We start from the raw sequence: 15,272 nt of genomic DNA, 5'->3' as shown, positions 1-15,272 counted from the left end.
TCCCCGCGAGTTAGCACTGAATTTCCAGTCCAACTTTCGGGGAGCAGTTCATCCGAGGGTCCGGGCCCTCCCAGCATCTTTGAGGATTTACGGCGTTCCGGCCTCGACGGCTGCGGGTTCAGCCTTGACCGTTCCGCCGGCTGCCTTCTTCGAACCCCGGCGCTCGATCCAGACGGCAAGCCTGGACACCAGGATGTTGATGGCGATGTAAATCGCGGCGGCAACGAAGAAGATGGGGAACAGGAACTGGGTACCCAGGAAGTCCGCCATCACCTGTACGGCGCGCAGCAGCTCGCCGTACGCCACGATGTAGCCAAGCGAGGTGTCCTTCAGGAGCACCACCATCTGCGCCACCAGGGACGGCATCATGCGGCGGATGGCCTGCGGAAGCTCTATGAGCATGCGTGACTTGAAACTGGTCAGACCGATGGCGAGGCCGGCCTCCCGCTGCCCCCGGGGCAGTGACTGGATGCCCGCACGGATGATCTCCGCAAACACCGCCGAGTTGTAGAGCACCAGGCCGGTGACAACAGCAATGAACGGCGAGGTGCCGAAGCCCAGGAGGACGAACAGCATCATCAGGACGACTGGCATGCCGCGGAGGAACTCCAGCACCACCCGGATAGGGACCCGGATAACGGCCGCGTCCGAGATGCGGAGCAGGCACAGCAGCAGTCCCAGGGGGAAAGCGATGACGGCTGCCAGGGCGGCGGCGCTGAGGGTTGCCCCCAGGCCATTGCCCAGGAGCGTCCAGACGTCGGCGCGGGTGAAAATCTGCCAGCGGCGGCCTTCGAAAATGCCCTGTTGGGCAAGGGTCATGATGATCCACGCCAGCAGCCCAAGGATCAGCAGCGAACCTGCTACCGAGCCGATCAGGGAGATACGCCGGGCTTTGGGACCCGGAACGTCGTAGAGGACAGAACTCATCGGGCAATCGCCACCTTTCGTTCCACCGTGCTGGCCAGGATGCCCAGCGGAACGGTGAGTAGCAGATAGAAGAATGCAGTGCCCAGCAACACGGCCATCACCGCGTCACCGTTGGCGTTGGCCAGCTGCCGCCCGTAGCCGAACAGCTCGAGGACGAAGAATGCGCCGGCCACCGAGGAGTTCTTCACCAGGGCGATCAGGATGTTGATGAGCGGCGGGACCACTGTCCTTAGCGCCTGGGGGAGGATGATGAGGTTCAGGACCTGCCCGAAGTTCATGCCAATACTGCGGGCGGCCTCGGCCTGGCCCACCGGGACGCTGTTGACACCGGAGCGGACAGCTTCGGCGATGAACGCTGCGGTGTATGTACTGAGCGCAATGATTGCGGCAATCTCGAACTGTTCGAAGGTAACTCCGAGCCGGGGAAGGACGATCGCTGCGAAGAAGAAGGCGATGGTCAGTGGAGTGTTTCGGAGCACCTCCACGTAAACCGTGCTGAAGCCGCGGAGCGCAGCCACTGGTGAGACCCTGGCTGCTGCGAGCAGCGTACCGAGCACCAGCGCGATGATCCCGGAAACGGCGGATAGGAAAAGTGTGCGGAGAAAGCCCTCCCAGTACAGAGGGAGGTTTTCAAGAATAACGTCCATTGGATCCTTCGGCTGTGGGCGTGGACGGGGAAGCGGACGTTGCCGGGGCCGTCAGGCGGCCCCGGCAACTCGCGACTGACTTAGTAGCGGTCAATCTCGGGCAGCTCGGGGGCAGTCTTGATGACTGAACCCGCGGTTGCTTCCCAGGCCTTCTTGTAGGACCCGTCCTCTTCGAACGCTTCCAGCTGGTCGTTGATCCAGTTGCGGAACTCGGTGTCGTCCTTCTTCAGGCCGATGCCGTACGGCTCCTTGGTGAAGGTCTCGTCCGACGCGAGCTTGAAGGCGTCCGGTTCCTTGTCCACGAATCCGGCCAGGATCACGTTGTCGGTGGTGATCGCTTCAACCTGCTTGTTGCGCAGCGGCTCGAGGCAGGCGGAGTAGGTTGCAGCCGGGACGAGCTCGGCGCCGTACTGGTCAACGATGGTGGCAGCAGGGGTGGAGCCGGTGACCGAGCAGACCTTCTTGCCCCTGACGTCCTCGGGGGTCTTGATGGTGTCGTTGTCCTTGTTCACCATCAGTGCCTGGCCGGCCTCATAGTACGGGCCGGCGAAGCTGACAACCTGCTTGCGCTTGTCGTTGATGGTGTAGGTGGCGATGACCAGGTCTACCCTGCCCTGCTCGATGAAGGGTTCGCGGTTTGCGGATACGGTCTCGGACCATTCGATCTTGTCCGCGGGGATGCCCAGCTTGGCGGCGATCAGCTTGCCGATTTCGACGTCGAAGCCCACCGGCTTGCCGTCAAGGCCCACCTGGCCGAACAGCGGCTGGTCGAACTTGGTGCCGATCTTGATGCTTCCGGCGGTGGAGAGCTTTTCCATGGTGGTGCCGGCGGCGAAGGTGGGCTTCTCGGCCACGGTGGGGTCGCTGGTGGTTCCGGCGCCGCCGCCGCCACAGGCGCTCAGGGACAGGGCGATGGCAGCGGTAGCCGCCACGAAGAATGACTTCCGCCGGGTCATAAATGCCTTCATGACATTCCTTTCATTGGTGGCCGTGGGTCACGGCCTGGGTGCGAACTTGAGTGTGGTTGTTCGAGTTGGAGGTGTCTCAGTGGGTGAGGAGCTTGGACAGGAAGTCCTTGGCCCGGTCGCTCTTCGGGTTCGTGAAGAACTCCTCCGGGGTGGCGTCCTCGACGATCTGGCCGTCCGCCATGAAGACAACGCGGTCCGCGGCTTTGCGGGCGAAGCCCATCTCGTGGGTGACCACGATCATCGTCATGCCTTCCTTGGCGAGCTGGATCATCACATCCAGGACCTCGTTGATCATCTCGGGGTCCAGTGCCGATGTGGGCTCGTCGAAGAGCATTACCTTGGGCTTCATGGCCAGGGCACGGGCGATGGCCACGCGCTGCTGCTGGCCGCCGGAGAGCTGGGCCGGCAGCTTGGGCGCCTGGTGCCCGACCCCCACGCGTTCAAGGAGCGCCATGGCGTCCTTGTCCGCGGTGGCCTTGGCGACACCCTTGACCTTGATGGGGCCGAGGGTGACGTTCTCCAGGATGGTCTTGTGCGCGAAAAGGTTGAACGACTGGAAAACCATTCCGACGTCGGCACGGAGCTGCGCGAGTTCCTTGCCTTCCTCCGGGAGCACCTTTCCATCGATGCTGATGGTCCCGCTCTCGATGGTCTCAAGACGGTTGATGGCGCGGCACAAAGTGGACTTACCGGACCCGGAAGGCCCGATGACCACAACGACCTCGCCCTTGCGGACCTGCAGATTTATGTCCTTCAAAACGTGCAACTGGCCGTAATGCTTATTGACGGCCTGCAGGGAAACGAGGGTATCGCCGGGCACAAGAGTAGTCATAGGAAGAATCTAGCGAACTGCGGGTCCTTATGACGGGAATCACCCCACGTTCCTGCGGATCGTGATTCAAGAGATACCTGCCGCGGGAGGTTAGCCTAGGGGAATGAGCATCAATGCAGATCCGGCCAAGAACTCCCAGCCGCGCCGTAAGGGGCCCCTCGAACTGCGCCGCAAGCAGGCAGCGGTGGAAATGTCGGACCAGCATCTGCTTGATACCAAGGGGCCCGGGCAGTTCGTCCATACCGATCCGTGGCGTGTCCTGAGGATCCAAAGCGAGTTCGTTGAGGGTTTCGGCGCCCTGGCCGACATCGGTAAGGCGGTCAGCGTCTTCGGCTCCGCGCGCACCAAACCGGGCAGCCCCTACTACGAGATGGGCGTCGAAGTCGGCAGGAAACTGGCCGAGGCCGGCGTCGCTGTCATCACCGGCGGGGGACCCGGATCCATGGAGGCAGCCAACCGCGGCACCGTGGAAGGCAACGGGGTCTCCGTGGGACTGGGCATCGAGCTTCCCTTCGAACAGGGCCTGAACCAGTGGGTGGACCTTGGCATCAACTTCCGGTACTTCTTTGCCCGCAAGACCATGTTCGTCAAGTACGCCCAGGGGTTCATCGTGCTCCCCGGCGGCCTGGGCACCCTCGACGAACTGTTCGAGGCCATGGTGCTGGTCCAGACCCGCAAGGTGACGTCGTTCCCCATCGTGCTTCTCGGGGTCGAGTTCTGGGGGCCCATGATCGACTGGATCCGCGGAACCCTGGTGGCCGAAGGCATGGTCTCGGAAAAGGACCTGGACTTGATCCAACTCGTTGACGATCCGGCCGAAGCCGTGGACCGGGTGCTGCACGTGGCCATTACCCCTTCACCGAACGGGGAGCAGCGGCCGGAATAGGTCAGCGCGCCGGTCTGGCATGCCGGGCCGGTCTGGCACGATGGAACAGTGAGCTTTTTTCTGGTTTTCCTCGCCATCGTGCTGGTCGGGGCTGTTGTCTGGGCCAGCGTGGGGCGCCGGGGCAGAGGCACGGACGACCGGCCATTGCCGGCGCTGCTGGACACTGGCTTTGAACAGCCGCCAGCCAACCTTCCCCCGGTGCTGTTGCCCGCCGGCGCTGCTCCTGAGGATGTGGACAGCATTCGTTTCTCGCTGGGGCTCCGGGGATACCGGATGGACCAGGTGGACCAGGTCCTCGATGAGCTGCGGGACCAGCTTGCTGCCAGGCAGCGGGAGGTTGAGGAGCTGCGCGCCCGCCTGCTGGCCCTTGAGGAGCAGCCCCCTGCAAGCAACGCGGCAATGAACGACGGCGGATCCACGGGAGCGCCCGACGGCGGGACGGCGGCACCCCGGGAGAGCAGCCAGTGAGCACTGTGGCGCGGCGCAGGTCGGGCATCGCCGCTTCCACGCAGGCACTGGCCCTCCGCGCCGGCACGGCCATCCGCAACTGGCCCTGGTGGGCGCAGGTCTCCGCCGTCTACATTGGCGCCCGGCTGGCCAGCGCCTGCATCTTCATGGCGGCCGCCCTCCACCAGGGTCCCAACCCCTGGTTCCCGGCCAAGCCCGACTATTGGAACTTCATCAACATCTGGGACGCCCGCTGGTACGCCGAGATCATCGCCAACGGGTATCCTTCCGTACTTCCCACGGACGCCGCCGGCAACGTACAGGAGAACGCCTGGGCCTTCTACCCACTGTTTCCGTCGCTTGCAGGAGGCTTGGGCAGCATCACCGGACTGAACGCGGCTGCCTCGCTCACTATCATTGCAATGCTGGCCGGCTGGGGGGCGGCACTGCTGGTCTACGCCCTGTTCCGGCATAAGGTGGCGCACTCGCCGGCGCTGTGGGGCGTCGCCTTCTTCGCCACCTTCCCGGTGTCGGCGGTGCTGCAGGTGCCATACGCCGAGTCGCTGTCGCTGCTTCTCCTGGCGGCCGCCCTGCTGCTGGTGGTGCGCCGGCAGTACCTCTGGGCCATCCCGGTGGTGGTGCTTCTATGCCTTTCGCGTCCTGTGGGGGTTCCCTTCGCGCTCATGCTCGGGCTCGTCCTGGTCTACCGGTTCCTGCAGCGGTTCCCGCTCCTGCGACGCTTCAGCGGAGCGGATACTGCCGTCCGGGCAGGGGAACCCCACTCCGCCGGCGACCTGGTTGCGCTGGCTGTCCTCACGGCCGTCGCCGGAGTATCGGCCCTGGCCTGGCCGGTTGCGGCGTGGGCCGCAACCGGTGACTTCGAGGCCTATACCAAGACCGAGACGGTCTGGCGGGGACACGACCTGGTGCCTTTCAAGCCGTGGTTCGATACCGGCGTCGACCTCTTCGGTCCGGTGCTGGGACTGCTCGCGCCGTTTGTATTCGTGGCCCTTTTCGGCCTGATGCTGTTCCTTCCATCCGTGGTGCGTATCGGCGTCGAACTCCGGTTGTGGTGCGCGTGCTACATGGGCTACCTGGTGGCGTTCCTGCATCCGCAAACCAGTACCTTCCGGATGCTGCTGCCGCTCTTCCCTCTGGCGCTGGGAGCGGTGCTGCTGTCGAGGTCGCGGGCCTACCGAGGCACCGTGGTCACCATGTTCCTGCTGCTCCAGATTGTTTGGATCGTCTGGCTGTGGGCCTGGGCGCAATTGCCGGGCGGCGGCGATTACCCGCCGTAGCGCGGCGAACTTCGATGCAGGTCAGGACAGGAATATCGGTTTGCCGAAAATGTCCATCGATTAGCTACGCGCGGGTAATTCCGCGATAATGATAAGTAAGCAAGGACAAAAAGCATTCAGAATACGCGCAGCCTTGGCGGTGGAAGCAACCCGCCATAGCGGCTTGATCGACATGCGGACACAGCCCGCCCGGGCTGATCAGTCCTGGGACAAATTGGAGGGGAATTTCCTCATGGCGGCTATGAAACCACGCACCGGCGACGGCCCAATGGAAGTCACCAAGGAGGGCCGCAGCCTGATCATGCGCGTCCCGCTCGAAGGCGGCGGGCGCCTGGTAGTCGAACTGAACGCTGCCGAAGCAGCAAACCTGAAGGAATGCCTGGTAGGCGTTACCGAATAATCGTGCCGGACAGGGTCCGCAGCCCCGGGCTGCGGACCCTGTCCTTTTTGGCGTCTGTGCGCCTGCTGCGCGGATGCTCGGCGGATGCTATTTCTTGACGGCCACCAGCAGGCCGTCTCCGGTGGGAAGCATTGCCGAGGCCAGCCGGTCGTCGTCGCGGATGGACTTGCCCACCTGGCGGAGGACCACCGTGCTTGCCTCGCGTCCAGCCGGGTTGGCCACTTTGTCTTTATCCAGGGCGTCGTTGATGATCAGCAGGCCGGCGCGCTTCAGGAGCCGGATGGCCTGCTCAACATAGCCGGGCAGGCCCGGCTTGTCCGCGTCAACAAACACCAGGTCGTAGGCGGCGTCTGTAAGCCGCGGCAGGACATCGCCCGCCCGGCCGGAAATGGTCCGGGTACGGTTGGCGGGGCTGCCGGCCTCCGCGAAAGCCTCGCGGGCAGCCTTCAGGTGCTCGACGTCGACGTCGATGGTGGTCAGGACAGCCTGCGGGCCCAGGCCACGGAGGAGGCACACGCCGGACACCCCTGCGCCAGTCCCGATCTCGACGGCGGTCTGTGCCTTGGAGGCGGCGGCCAGGACGGTGAGGACAGCACCTACCCCCGGCCCGATGGGAGTAACGCCAAGTTCAAAGGAGCGCTCCCGTGCCCGAAGCATGACCTCATCCTCAGCAGGCAGATCTTCTGCATAGGACCAGCTGATGGACTTGTCGGCGCTCATGAATATTCGCTTTCTGGGCGTAAGGGGGAATGTCTCCTACAGCCTACTGTGTCCGGGGGAGCCGGCAGCGGAGGCGGGGGGTTGCGCCTACGGCTGAAATTTCCGGCAGTCAGGAAATTCCCAGCCAAGTTTGAAATGATTATTATCCGCTCATCCAAAAGGTGATCGGCGCCGAATCAGAGATGTCAACAGTATCCGGGCGTTAGCATTCCACGAGGGGAGTGGACGATGTCATCTTCAGTTGTGGCACCTGTCCCTGCAACAAACAATCCCGAGGCTGAGTGGGTCCGTCCTACCTGGGAAGAAGTAGTCACCAACCACTCGGCAAAAGTGTACCGGCTGGCCTACCGCCTGACCGGCAACAAGTTCGACGCCGAAGACCTCACCCAGGAGGTGTTCGTCCGTGTGTTCCGGTCGCTGGAGAACTTCAAGCCCGGAACGCTCGACGGCTGGCTGCACCGGATCACCACCAACCTGTTCCTTGACCAGGCACGGCGCAAAACCCGCATCCGGTTCGATGCTCTGGCCGAGGACGCGGAATCGCGCCTGCCGGGACGCGAACCGGGTCCTGAGCAGAGCTTCGAACTGAACAACCTGGACCTTGACGTCCAGGCCGCGCTGGAGGAACTGCCGCCGGACTTCCGGGCCGCCGTGGTCCTGTGCGACCTGGAGGGGCTGTCTTACGATGAGGTGGCAGAGGCGCTCGGCGTGAAGCTTGGCACCGTCCGGTCCCGCATCCACCGCGGCCGGACCATGCTCCGGGAGAAGCTGGCCCACCGGGATCCGCGTCCGCAGCAGGCACGGCGCAAGCTCGCCATGCCGCGCATAGCCGGCATCCTCTGATCGGCGCATGAGGTCCCGGTTCCCCCTCGGCGGCAGGCACCAGAGAACCCCCGGCCACGTCTCGGCGTGCCACGAATGCGCATCCGCCCTGCGCCGGGAACGCCAGTACCTGGAACGGCTTCGCGCGGCCCCCATCCCACCGGCCAGCGATGACCTGACCGCGCGACTCCTGGCCCGCACGTCGGCGCTGGCGGCAGAGCCACGTGCTGCCACCCACTCCCCGGCGCCGCGTACAGCGGTCCGCACGCTGGCCATGGCAGCCGGCAGCACCGTTGCCGCCGCCGGCGTGCTCGCAGTGGGAGCCTATGTTGCCGCCGGTGACCCGGCCAATCGTCCGGGCGCCGCCACATCAGCGGCATTCTCCAAGGTTTCCTCGCAGACTCCTGCGGATGGCCGGACTTTGACCGGGGACCAGCTCAGCAGGCTGCGCGATGAGGGCTGGGCGTGCCCGGAACTCGAAGCCATGGGGTTCCGCCTTGAGTCAGCCAGGGCTGTTGTCATTGACGGCCAGCCGGCCGTTGCCCTTCGACTCACCGACGGGTCCCACTACGCCACCGTCACCGAACAGCACGCCACCGGCGAGGCGGCACAGGCTGTCACCGCGCAGCAGGGCAGCCCGCTGCAACTGGGTGGCTCCTCCCCGTGGACCGCCACGTACAGGGCATTGGGCCGTACTTTCACCTACGAGTCCGACCTTCCCGCAGACCGGGCCGACGATGCCGTGCCTATCCTGCAGCGGCTGGGCAGCCAATCCGCAGCCGGAGTGGCAGCCGCCGCGAAGGAGACGGCGCGGTCCGGGGCCGGCGAGTCCGTGGGCTCCCGGATGCAGCGCGGGATCAACAACGTCGTGGCCCTCTTTACGCGGTGATGGGCGCAGTGGCCGCCACCGCGGGAGGGAAATCGTCAGTGGCAGCCCGGAGAGGGTAATCTTCCTAAAGTGTTTGGAATCAACGGCCCGGAGTTCTTTCTTCTGCTGATCATTGGCGTCCTGGTGATCGGTCCCCAGAGGCTGCCCGAATACACCCAGAAGCTGGCGAACCTCGTCAAGGAAGTCCGCCGGATGGCATCCGGCGCCCGCGAGCAGATCAAGGAAGAAGTGGGGATCGACATCGACGATGTCGACTGGAAGAAATACGATCCCCGCCAATACGATCCCCGCCGCATCATCAAGGAAGCACTCCTCGACGAGGACTCCAAACCGGTCAGCGCAGGCGCACCGGCCGCAGTGGCCGCTGTCTCGGGCGCGGCGGCCGTCGCCGCCGTGGAGCACGCTCCGGCCGGGCCGCAGCGCGTGGTGCAGTCGCTCCCGGCCGGAGAAGCCGCGCCCTACGACACCGAAGCCACCTGAGCGTCCGGCCACCCGCACCTGACCGTCCCAAGCGGACGCCGCAGCGTCCGTCAGCGCGGCTGGAGCCCCAGTTTCATGCCCGCCAGCCCCCGCGGCACCGCCGCAAGCCGGGCAGCGATACCCGACAGCGCCGCAGCTGCGGGCGTGCCGGCCTGGCCAATGACGATCGGAACTCCTGCATCCCCGCCTTCACGGAGCTGGATGTCCAGCGGGATCTGCCCCAGCAGGGGAACCTCCGCACCCACCGTGGCCGTCAATCTCTGGGTGAGGACCGCCCCGCCGCCGCTTCCGAACAATTCCATCCGGCCGCCGTCGGGCATCTCCAAATAGGACATGTTCTCGATGACGCCCGCTACCTTCTGGCCGGTCTGGGTGGCGATGGCGCCGGCCCGCTCTGCGACATCCGCTGCTGCGGCCTGGGGCGTGGTGACCACCAGGATCTCGGCTTTGGGCAACAACTGGGCAACGGAGATGGCGATGTCCCCGGTACCCGGCGGAAGGTCAAGGAACAGGGCGTCCAGGTCGCCGAAATAGACGTCGGTGAGGAACTGCTCCAGGGCGCGGTGCAGCATGGGGCCGCGCCAGGCCACGGGCTGGTTGCCGGTGACGAACATGCCAATGGAGATCACCTTCACCCCGTAGGCAACGGGCGGCAGGATCATGTCGTCCACCCGGGTGGGCGCCTGGGTGATGCCCATCAGGGCAGGAACGGAGAAGCCGTACACGTCCGCGTCCACAATGCCCACCCGCAGGCCCTGCGCAGCCATTGCGCAGGCCAGGTTCACGGTGACCGAGGACTTCCCTACACCGCCCTTGCCGCTGGCGACGGCGAAGACCTTGGTGAGCGACTCGGGCTGGTTGAACGGGATGCCGCGCTGGGCGCCGGCGCCGCGGAGCTTTTCCTTGAGTGCATCCCGCTGCGCCTGGTTCATGACTTTCAGGTCAATGTCGACGGCGGTGACGCCAGGTACCGCGGACAGCGCCTTCTCGGAATCCGCGGTGATGGTGTCCCGCAGCGGGCAGCCGGCAATGGTGAGCAGCACGGCGAGGCGCACCCTGCCGCCGTCGGAAATTTCAACGGACTCCACCATGCCCAGCTCCGTTATGGGGCGGCGCAACTCGGGGTCGATCACGGTGGCCAGTGCGTGATGCACAGCCTCCGCCAGCGAGGTGTTACTGATGGTGCGCTCCTTAGCGGTCCTGGGAGGAATGGCCGGGTTTAACCCTTGGAATCTGCTGCGTCCTGGGGCTCCGCTGCCGGTCACGCTGTTCCCGCAGCTTGTCCTTGACCTTGTCCTTCGGAGACTCGTGGCTCCCGGGGCCGGAGGGGTCGTGGGTCCGCAACTCCTCCTGCGCCTCCAGCATGTCCTCCAGCAGCGACCGCAGCTCCGCCCGGACGTAGTCACGGGTGGCAACCTCACGCAGCGCGATCCGCAGCGAAGCCAGTTCCCGGGTGAGGTACTCGGTGTCGGACAGGTTGCGCTCGGCACGCTGGCGGTCCTGCTGCAGCGAAACGCGGTCCCGGTCGTCCTGCCGGTTCTGGGCCAGCAGCAGCAGCGGCGCCGCGTACGAGGCCTGCAACGACAGCATCAGGGTGAGGAGCGTAAAGCCGAGGTCGCGGGAGTCGAACTGCCATTGGAACGGTGCAAACGTGTTCCAGGCCAGCCAGACAACCACAAACACCGTCATGTAGAGCAGGAACTGCGGGGTGCCCATGAAGCGGGCAAAACCTTCGGTGGCGTGGCCAAAGGCATCAGGGTCGGGGGAGAGCTTGGGCAGGATCCGCTGGCGGCCGCTCAGGGGTGTATCCAGGCTGCCCACATTGTTCTTGGCTGGCTTGCCAGGGTGCCGCTGGCCGGGGTTCTTTGGAGCAGTGTTGTCAGCCAATACGTCCACCGAGCTTTCTTATCGGGGCTTCGCCATCATGGGCGCGCCAATCATCCGGCAACAGATGATCCAGGACGTCATCAACAGTCACCGCCCCCACAAGCCGGCCGGCGTCGTTGACCACCGGAAGTGAGTTCAGGTTGTACGTGGCCAGGGTCCGGGCCACCTCGCTGATGTGTGCCTGGTCGGACAGCGGTTCGAGGTTCTTGTCCACCAGGTTGCCCAGCGGCTCGAACGGCGGGAACCGCAACAGCTGCTGGATGTGCACCACGCCCAGGAAACGGCCGGTGGGAGTTTCCAGCGGCGGCCGGGTAATGAAGATTGAGGATGCAAGCGCCGGGGACAGTTCCTCGCGGCGCACATGGGCCAGCGCCTCGGCAACCGTGGCCTCCGGGGGCAGGATGACGGGCACGGGCGTCATCAGGCCGCCGGCGGTGTCCTCGTCGTATTCCAGCAGCCGTCGGACGTCTTCGGCGCCTTCCGGTTCCATCAGCTGGAGCAGTTCCTCCGCCTGGGCGGAGGGAAGCTCGCCAAGGAGGTCGGCGGCGTCGTCCGGGTCCATCTCCTCCAGCACGTCGGCGGCGCGCTGGACATCCAGGGCGGAAAGGATCTCCACCTGGTCGTCTTCCGGCAGTTCCTGCAGGACGTCTGCGAGGCGTTCGTCCTGAAGCTCGCTGGCCACTTCGAAGCGGCGCTTGTCGCTCATCTCCTGCAGCGCCTCGGCAAAGTCCGCGGGCTTGAGGTCCTCGTGATTGGCCACGAACTGGGTTGCGGCCTGGGGCTCCGTCCGCGGGCCCTGCAGCGCGTCGGCCCAGTCGATGATCAGCGTCTCGTTCCGCCGCAGCCGGCTCAGGGGGGACAGTGAATGGCCCCGCCGGACAAAAAGCTTGCTGACGAACCAGTCACGGGAACGGTGCTGGTCCATGGCGATATCTTCGATGGTGGCGTCACCGCTGCCGTCCCGCAGGGTAACCCGGCGGTCGAACATCTCGGCCACCACCAGTGTTTCCGCGCCGCGCTGCTCAAAGCGGCGCAGGTTCACCAGCCCTGTGCAGATGATCTGCGTCTGGTCGATGGACGTAATGCGCGTCATCGGAACGAAGACGCGCTTCTTTCCCGGTACTTCCACCACGATGCCCACAACATGCGGGGCACCCTGGGTTCCGCGGGACAGCACAACAACATCGCGCAGCCGGCCCAGCCGGTCGCCCAGCGGGTCGAAGACGTCGAGTCCCAGCAGGCGCGCGACAAAGACGCGAGTAGGTGTTGTGCTCACCCCTACAGGCTACCGAGTCTGCTCTCTTTTAGCTGAATTCACAGCCAGCATCCATGCTCATGGGCAAGAATGGGGGTATGGCAAACATTTTTGGTGCTCCCAAGGCAGGTGGCCCCAACGGCATGGACCAGGCCAGGGCCGTTCCCACCGGCGACACCGTCGGCTCCTACACCTCCTACCTCGACGCCCAGAAAGCGGTGGACTACCTCGCGGACCAGCAGTTCCCGGTTCAAACGGTATCCATCGTAGGCAACGAACTGAAGATGGTGGAGCGGGTGACCGGGCGCCTGAGCTACCCCCGCGTGGCGCTCTCCGGGGCGTTGAGCGGCATGTGGTTCGGCCTGTTCGTCGGCGTCATGCTGTCCTTCTTCGCGCCGTCGCCGGGGTACTTCTCCATCCTCACCTCGGTGCTGATGGGCGCCGCGTTCTTCATGCTCTTCGGGATTGTCACCTACGCCATGCAGCGCGGCAAGAGGGACTTCACCTCCACCAGCCAAGTGGTTGCCACCACTTATGACGTCATCGTCCCGCCCGAGGCCTCGCACGAGGCCCGCCGGCTCCTGCACCAGCTCCCGATGACCCCCTCGGACGCGGCGGCGGGCAGCGGCCCCTACACCCAGCGGGACCACTACAACCAGCCGTACCAGCAGGACCAGCCCTACCAGAAGCCGGGCCAGGGCCCTGCCCGTCCGTCCGGCTGGCACGACCCCTACGGGCAGTCCACCGGGTCTTCCGCGCAGAACGGCGGCTACCCTGCCGGCGGCCAGCAGCAGGGCGGCCCACAGTTTGACGGGCAGAATTACGACGGCGGCGCCCGCCAGGAGCCGGCAGCTGCACCGGCACGCTCGGTCCGTTACCCGGACCTGCCGGACGGCCGGCCCCAGTACGGGGTGCGGCTGCCGCAGGCTCCGGCTGCAGAGCCCGCCCGGCCGGGCGCGGCTCCCGTTGCCGGTCACACCGAGGCTACGCAGGACGGGGTCCAGGGCAGCGGCAACCAGCCGGGGGCCGACGAAAACCCTGACGCAAACGGGCAGCGCCCGGCCGATCCACGGCAGTAGGCCTTACCCTTCCGCAAAGCGGGCCACCGGATGTGGACTGATCCAGTCCACATCCGGTGGCCCGTTTTTGTTTGCCTTGCTACTTCGCGCCGTCCGCCTCGCGGTAGATGCCGGCCATCCAGTCCTCCACGTCCTCTGCCTTGCGGGGCAGGGCTGCACTGAGGTTGACGGGGCCGTCGGCGGTCATCAGGATGTCGTCCTCGATCCGGACACCGATGCCGCGGTATTCCTCCGGGATCGCCAGGTCTTCGGCCTTGAAATATAGGCCGGGCTCGATGGTGAACACCATGCCCTCGGTGAGGATGCCGTCCAGGTAGAGTTCCCGCTTGGCCTGGGCGCAGTCATGGACGTCAAGGCCCAGGTGGTGGCTGGTGCCGTGGGGCATCCAGCGGCGGTGCTGCTGGCCTTCGGGGCTGATGGCTTCTTCCACGCTGACCGGGAGGAGGCCCCATTCAGACAGCCGTTCGGCCAGGACGGTGGTGGCCGCCGTGTGGATATCGCGGAATTTGGTGCCGGGCTGCGCCGCGGCGAAGCCTGCGTCAGCCGCGTCAAGCACTGCCTGGTAAACCTTGCGCTGCACGTCACTGAACGCCCCGCTGGCCGGAAGGGTCCGCGTGATGTCCGCCGTGTACAGTGAGTCCACCTCGACGCCGGCGTCCAGCAGCAGCAGGTCGCCGGCGTGGACCTTTCCCGTATTGCGGGTCCAGTGCAGGACTGTTGCGTTGTTCCCGGAGGCTGCAATGGTGTCATAGCCCAGTTCGTTGCCCACCTCGCGTGCACGGGCGAAGAACGCGCCTTCCACCACACGCTCCCCGCGGGCATGGGTGAGGGCACGGGGCAGTGCCCTTACTACTTCTTCGAACCCTTCAACGGTGGCAGCCACCGCAGCCTTCATCTGCTCGATTTCCCACTCATCCTTGAGCAGGCGCAGCTCGGAGAGGGCCTCACTGAGCTTTTCGTCCATGGCATCGAGCACGCCGAGGTCCAGGTTTTCGGGGTCCTTGGCGGTGTTGTACCGGGCGGTGTCCACAAGCGCGTCGATGTTCTCGTCCACCTTGCGCACCAGGCGGATGGAGATGCCGCCGATTTCCGGGGCGCCCACGTTCTTGGTGATGGCTGTTTCCAGCTGGTCGATGTGGGCTGTTGCCAGGCCCAGGCGGGCCTCGAATTCGGCCAGGGTGGGGCGGGCGCCAATCCAGAACTCGCCCGACCGCGCGTCGGCGTAGAACTGCTCCGTGTCCCTGCCGGCCAGCGGCCGGAAGTACAGCGTGGCGCGGTGATGCCCGCCGTCGTCGCCCTTTCCTTCCTCCACGGGTTCCAGGATCAGGACAGCGTCCGGCTCGTGGTCCAGGCCAAGGCCGGTCAGGTGGGCAAAGCCCGAGTGCGGGCGGAAGCGGTAGTCGCAGTCGTTGGAGCGGACCTTCAGCGGACCCGCGGGGATGACCAGGCGTTCCCCCCTGAACTTGGCCGAGATGGCCTTACGCCGGGTCGCGACGTAGGCGGCCACGGCGTCGCGGCCCGGAAGTTCCTGGCTGGACGGCGCCCAGTTGCTGGCCATGAAGGCTTTGAAGGCGTCGGAACTGGGGCGCTGCGAGCGGTTGTTGACGCGCTCTTCCAGCGGCTGGGAAGCAGAGTTCGGGGTGTTTTCGGCATCGTTCACGGCACCATCGTCTCACCAGGTTCCCGGCGATGCGAACGGGTTCCGCCGGGGTTGGCGCCAGTGTCTACTAGTCTG

General features: G+C 65.5%; 17 protein-coding genes. 8 read left to right on the top strand and 9 right to left on the bottom strand.

The genetic code is table 11. The annotated features are described in order from the left end of the window. Window positions 1-87 precede the first annotated feature (87 nt). The 4 genes from AC5RUU_RS00570 to AC5RUU_RS00555 all read right to left on the bottom strand — a co-directional run bounded on the left by AC5RUU_RS00570 (window position 88) and on the right by AC5RUU_RS00555 (window position 3,374). Window positions 88-927 carry an amino acid ABC transporter permease gene (locus tag AC5RUU_RS00570; protein ID WP_493973290.1) on the bottom strand — a complete coding sequence of 280 codons (840 nt, stop codon included), beginning with the start codon at window positions 925-927 and terminating at the stop codon, window positions 88-90. Next, a complete protein-coding gene (locus AC5RUU_RS00565) occupies window positions 924-1,574 on the bottom strand; it encodes an amino acid ABC transporter permease (protein ID WP_493973289.1) in 651 nt (216 codons plus the stop codon). The genes AC5RUU_RS00570 and AC5RUU_RS00565 overlap by 4 nt, the downstream gene beginning before the upstream one ends. A gap of 80 nt (window positions 1,575-1,654) precedes the next feature. Next, window positions 1,655-2,542 carry a glutamate ABC transporter substrate-binding protein gene (locus tag AC5RUU_RS00560; RefSeq protein WP_493973288.1) on the bottom strand — a complete coding sequence of 296 codons (888 nt, stop codon included), beginning with the start codon at window positions 2,540-2,542 and terminating at the stop codon, window positions 1,655-1,657. A gap of 76 nt (window positions 2,543-2,618) precedes the next feature. Continuing rightward, window positions 2,619-3,374, bottom strand: a complete 756-nt coding sequence (locus AC5RUU_RS00555) for an amino acid ABC transporter ATP-binding protein (RefSeq protein WP_493973287.1) — start codon at window positions 3,372-3,374, stop codon at window positions 2,619-2,621. Between the two features lie 103 nt (window positions 3,375-3,477). Between AC5RUU_RS00555 and AC5RUU_RS00550 the strand changes: the two genes are divergently transcribed. From AC5RUU_RS00550 to AC5RUU_RS00535, 4 genes are all read left to right on the top strand, one after another. Continuing rightward, window positions 3,478-4,260 carry an LOG family protein gene (locus AC5RUU_RS00550; RefSeq protein WP_493973286.1) on the top strand — a complete coding sequence of 261 codons (783 nt, stop codon included), beginning with the start codon at window positions 3,478-3,480 and terminating at the stop codon, window positions 4,258-4,260. Between the two features lie 48 nt (window positions 4,261-4,308). Further along, the gene (locus AC5RUU_RS00545) at window positions 4,309-4,728 is read left to right on the top strand and encodes a DivIVA domain-containing protein (RefSeq protein ID WP_493973285.1); all 420 of its coding nucleotides are present in this window, start codon (window positions 4,309-4,311) and stop codon (window positions 4,726-4,728) included. Continuing rightward, window positions 4,725-6,005: a hypothetical protein gene (locus tag AC5RUU_RS00540; RefSeq protein WP_493973284.1), complete on the top strand. Its 1,281-nt coding sequence runs from the start codon at window positions 4,725-4,727 to the stop codon at window positions 6,003-6,005. The genes AC5RUU_RS00545 and AC5RUU_RS00540 overlap by 4 nt, the downstream gene beginning before the upstream one ends. A 232-nt stretch (window positions 6,006-6,237) precedes the next feature. Next, window positions 6,238-6,405 carry a DUF3117 domain-containing protein gene (locus tag AC5RUU_RS00535; RefSeq protein WP_009357720.1) on the top strand — a complete coding sequence of 56 codons (168 nt, stop codon included), beginning with the start codon at window positions 6,238-6,240 and terminating at the stop codon, window positions 6,403-6,405. 87 nt (window positions 6,406-6,492) lie between these two features. Here AC5RUU_RS00535 and AC5RUU_RS00530 read toward each other — a convergent pair whose 3' ends face one another. Beyond that, a complete protein-coding gene (locus tag AC5RUU_RS00530) occupies window positions 6,493-7,125 on the bottom strand; it encodes an O-methyltransferase (protein WP_493973283.1) in 633 nt (210 codons plus the stop codon). Window positions 7,126-7,353: 228 nt separating this feature from the next. On the opposite strand from AC5RUU_RS00530, the gene sigE reads away from it, so the two are divergent. The 3 genes from sigE (at window position 7,354) to AC5RUU_RS00515 (ending at window position 9,316) form a co-directional block, all read left to right on the top strand. After that, window positions 7,354-7,968, top strand: coding sequence for an RNA polymerase sigma factor SigE (gene sigE / locus AC5RUU_RS00525; protein WP_493973282.1), 615 nt, complete (start codon window positions 7,354-7,356; stop codon window positions 7,966-7,968). Between the two features lie 7 nt (window positions 7,969-7,975). Then, window positions 7,976-8,836 carry an anti-sigma factor gene (locus tag AC5RUU_RS00520; RefSeq protein ID WP_493973281.1) on the top strand — a complete coding sequence of 287 codons (861 nt, stop codon included), beginning with the start codon at window positions 7,976-7,978 and terminating at the stop codon, window positions 8,834-8,836. A gap of 69 nt (window positions 8,837-8,905) precedes the next feature. Beyond that, window positions 8,906-9,316 (top strand): twin-arginine translocase TatA/TatE family subunit, encoded by a 411-nt coding sequence (locus tag AC5RUU_RS00515; RefSeq protein WP_493973280.1) that lies wholly within the window; start codon window positions 8,906-8,908, stop codon window positions 9,314-9,316. Window positions 9,317-9,366: 50 nt separating this feature from the next. On the opposite strand, the gene AC5RUU_RS00510 is transcribed toward AC5RUU_RS00515, so the two are convergent. Genes AC5RUU_RS00510 through AC5RUU_RS00500 form a run of 3 tightly spaced genes read right to left on the bottom strand, consistent with a single transcriptional unit; the run spans window position 9,367 to window position 12,479 of the window. Beyond that, window positions 9,367-10,470, bottom strand: coding sequence for an Mrp/NBP35 family ATP-binding protein (locus AC5RUU_RS00510; RefSeq protein WP_493973279.1), 1,104 nt, complete (start codon window positions 10,468-10,470; stop codon window positions 9,367-9,369). 37 nt (window positions 10,471-10,507) lie between these two features. After that, a complete protein-coding gene (locus tag AC5RUU_RS00505) occupies window positions 10,508-11,212 on the bottom strand; it encodes a DUF1003 domain-containing protein (RefSeq protein ID WP_493973278.1) in 705 nt (234 codons plus the stop codon). Further along, window positions 11,196-12,479 carry a magnesium transporter MgtE N-terminal domain-containing protein gene (locus AC5RUU_RS00500; protein WP_493973277.1) on the bottom strand — a complete coding sequence of 428 codons (1,284 nt, stop codon included), beginning with the start codon at window positions 12,477-12,479 and terminating at the stop codon, window positions 11,196-11,198. The genes AC5RUU_RS00505 and AC5RUU_RS00500 overlap by 17 nt, the downstream gene beginning before the upstream one ends. Before the next feature lie 77 nt (window positions 12,480-12,556). Between AC5RUU_RS00500 and AC5RUU_RS00495 the strand changes: the two genes are divergently transcribed. Further along, window positions 12,557-13,537 (top strand): YflT domain-containing protein, encoded by a 981-nt coding sequence (locus AC5RUU_RS00495; protein WP_493973276.1) that lies wholly within the window; start codon window positions 12,557-12,559, stop codon window positions 13,535-13,537. A 79-nt stretch (window positions 13,538-13,616) separates the two neighbouring features. Here AC5RUU_RS00495 and AC5RUU_RS00490 read toward each other — a convergent pair whose 3' ends face one another. Continuing rightward, the gene (locus tag AC5RUU_RS00490; RefSeq protein ID WP_493973275.1) at window positions 13,617-15,197 is read right to left on the bottom strand and encodes an aminopeptidase P family protein; all 1,581 of its coding nucleotides are present in this window, start codon (window positions 15,195-15,197) and stop codon (window positions 13,617-13,619) included. Window positions 15,198-15,272 lie beyond the last annotated feature (75 nt).

Source organism: Arthrobacter sp. K4-10C (assembly GCF_059090085.1).
This window is presented reverse-complemented; position numbering and strand designations above follow the sequence as displayed.

Bases quoted from the DNA above. Each gene is read 5' to 3' on its own strand.
- AC5RUU_RS00530 (WP_493973283.1), bottom strand. From the start codon at position 7,125: ATGAGCGCCGACAAGTCCATCAGCTGGTCCTATGCAGAAGATCTGCCT.
- AC5RUU_RS00535 (WP_009357720.1), top strand. From the start codon at position 6,238: ATGGCGGCTATGAAACCACGCACCGGCGACGGCCCAATGGAAGTCACC.
- AC5RUU_RS00570 (WP_493973290.1), bottom strand. From the start codon at position 927: ATGAGTTCTGTCCTCTACGACGTTCCGGGTCCCAAAGCCCGGCGTATC.
- AC5RUU_RS00520 (WP_493973281.1), top strand. From the start codon at position 7,976: ATGAGGTCCCGGTTCCCCCTCGGCGGCAGGCACCAGAGAACCCCCGGC.
- AC5RUU_RS00550 (WP_493973286.1), top strand. From the start codon at position 3,478: ATGAGCATCAATGCAGATCCGGCCAAGAACTCCCAGCCGCGCCGTAAG.
- AC5RUU_RS00555 (WP_493973287.1), bottom strand. From the start codon at position 3,374: ATGACTACTCTTGTGCCCGGCGATACCCTCGTTTCCCTGCAGGCCGTC.
- AC5RUU_RS00565 (WP_493973289.1), bottom strand. From the start codon at position 1,574: ATGGACGTTATTCTTGAAAACCTCCCTCTGTACTGGGAGGGCTTTCTC.
- sigE (WP_493973282.1), top strand. From the start codon at position 7,354: ATGTCATCTTCAGTTGTGGCACCTGTCCCTGCAACAAACAATCCCGAG.
- AC5RUU_RS00495 (WP_493973276.1), top strand. From the start codon at position 12,557: ATGGCAAACATTTTTGGTGCTCCCAAGGCAGGTGGCCCCAACGGCATG.
- AC5RUU_RS00560 (WP_493973288.1), bottom strand. From the start codon at position 2,542: ATGAAGGCATTTATGACCCGGCGGAAGTCATTCTTCGTGGCGGCTACC.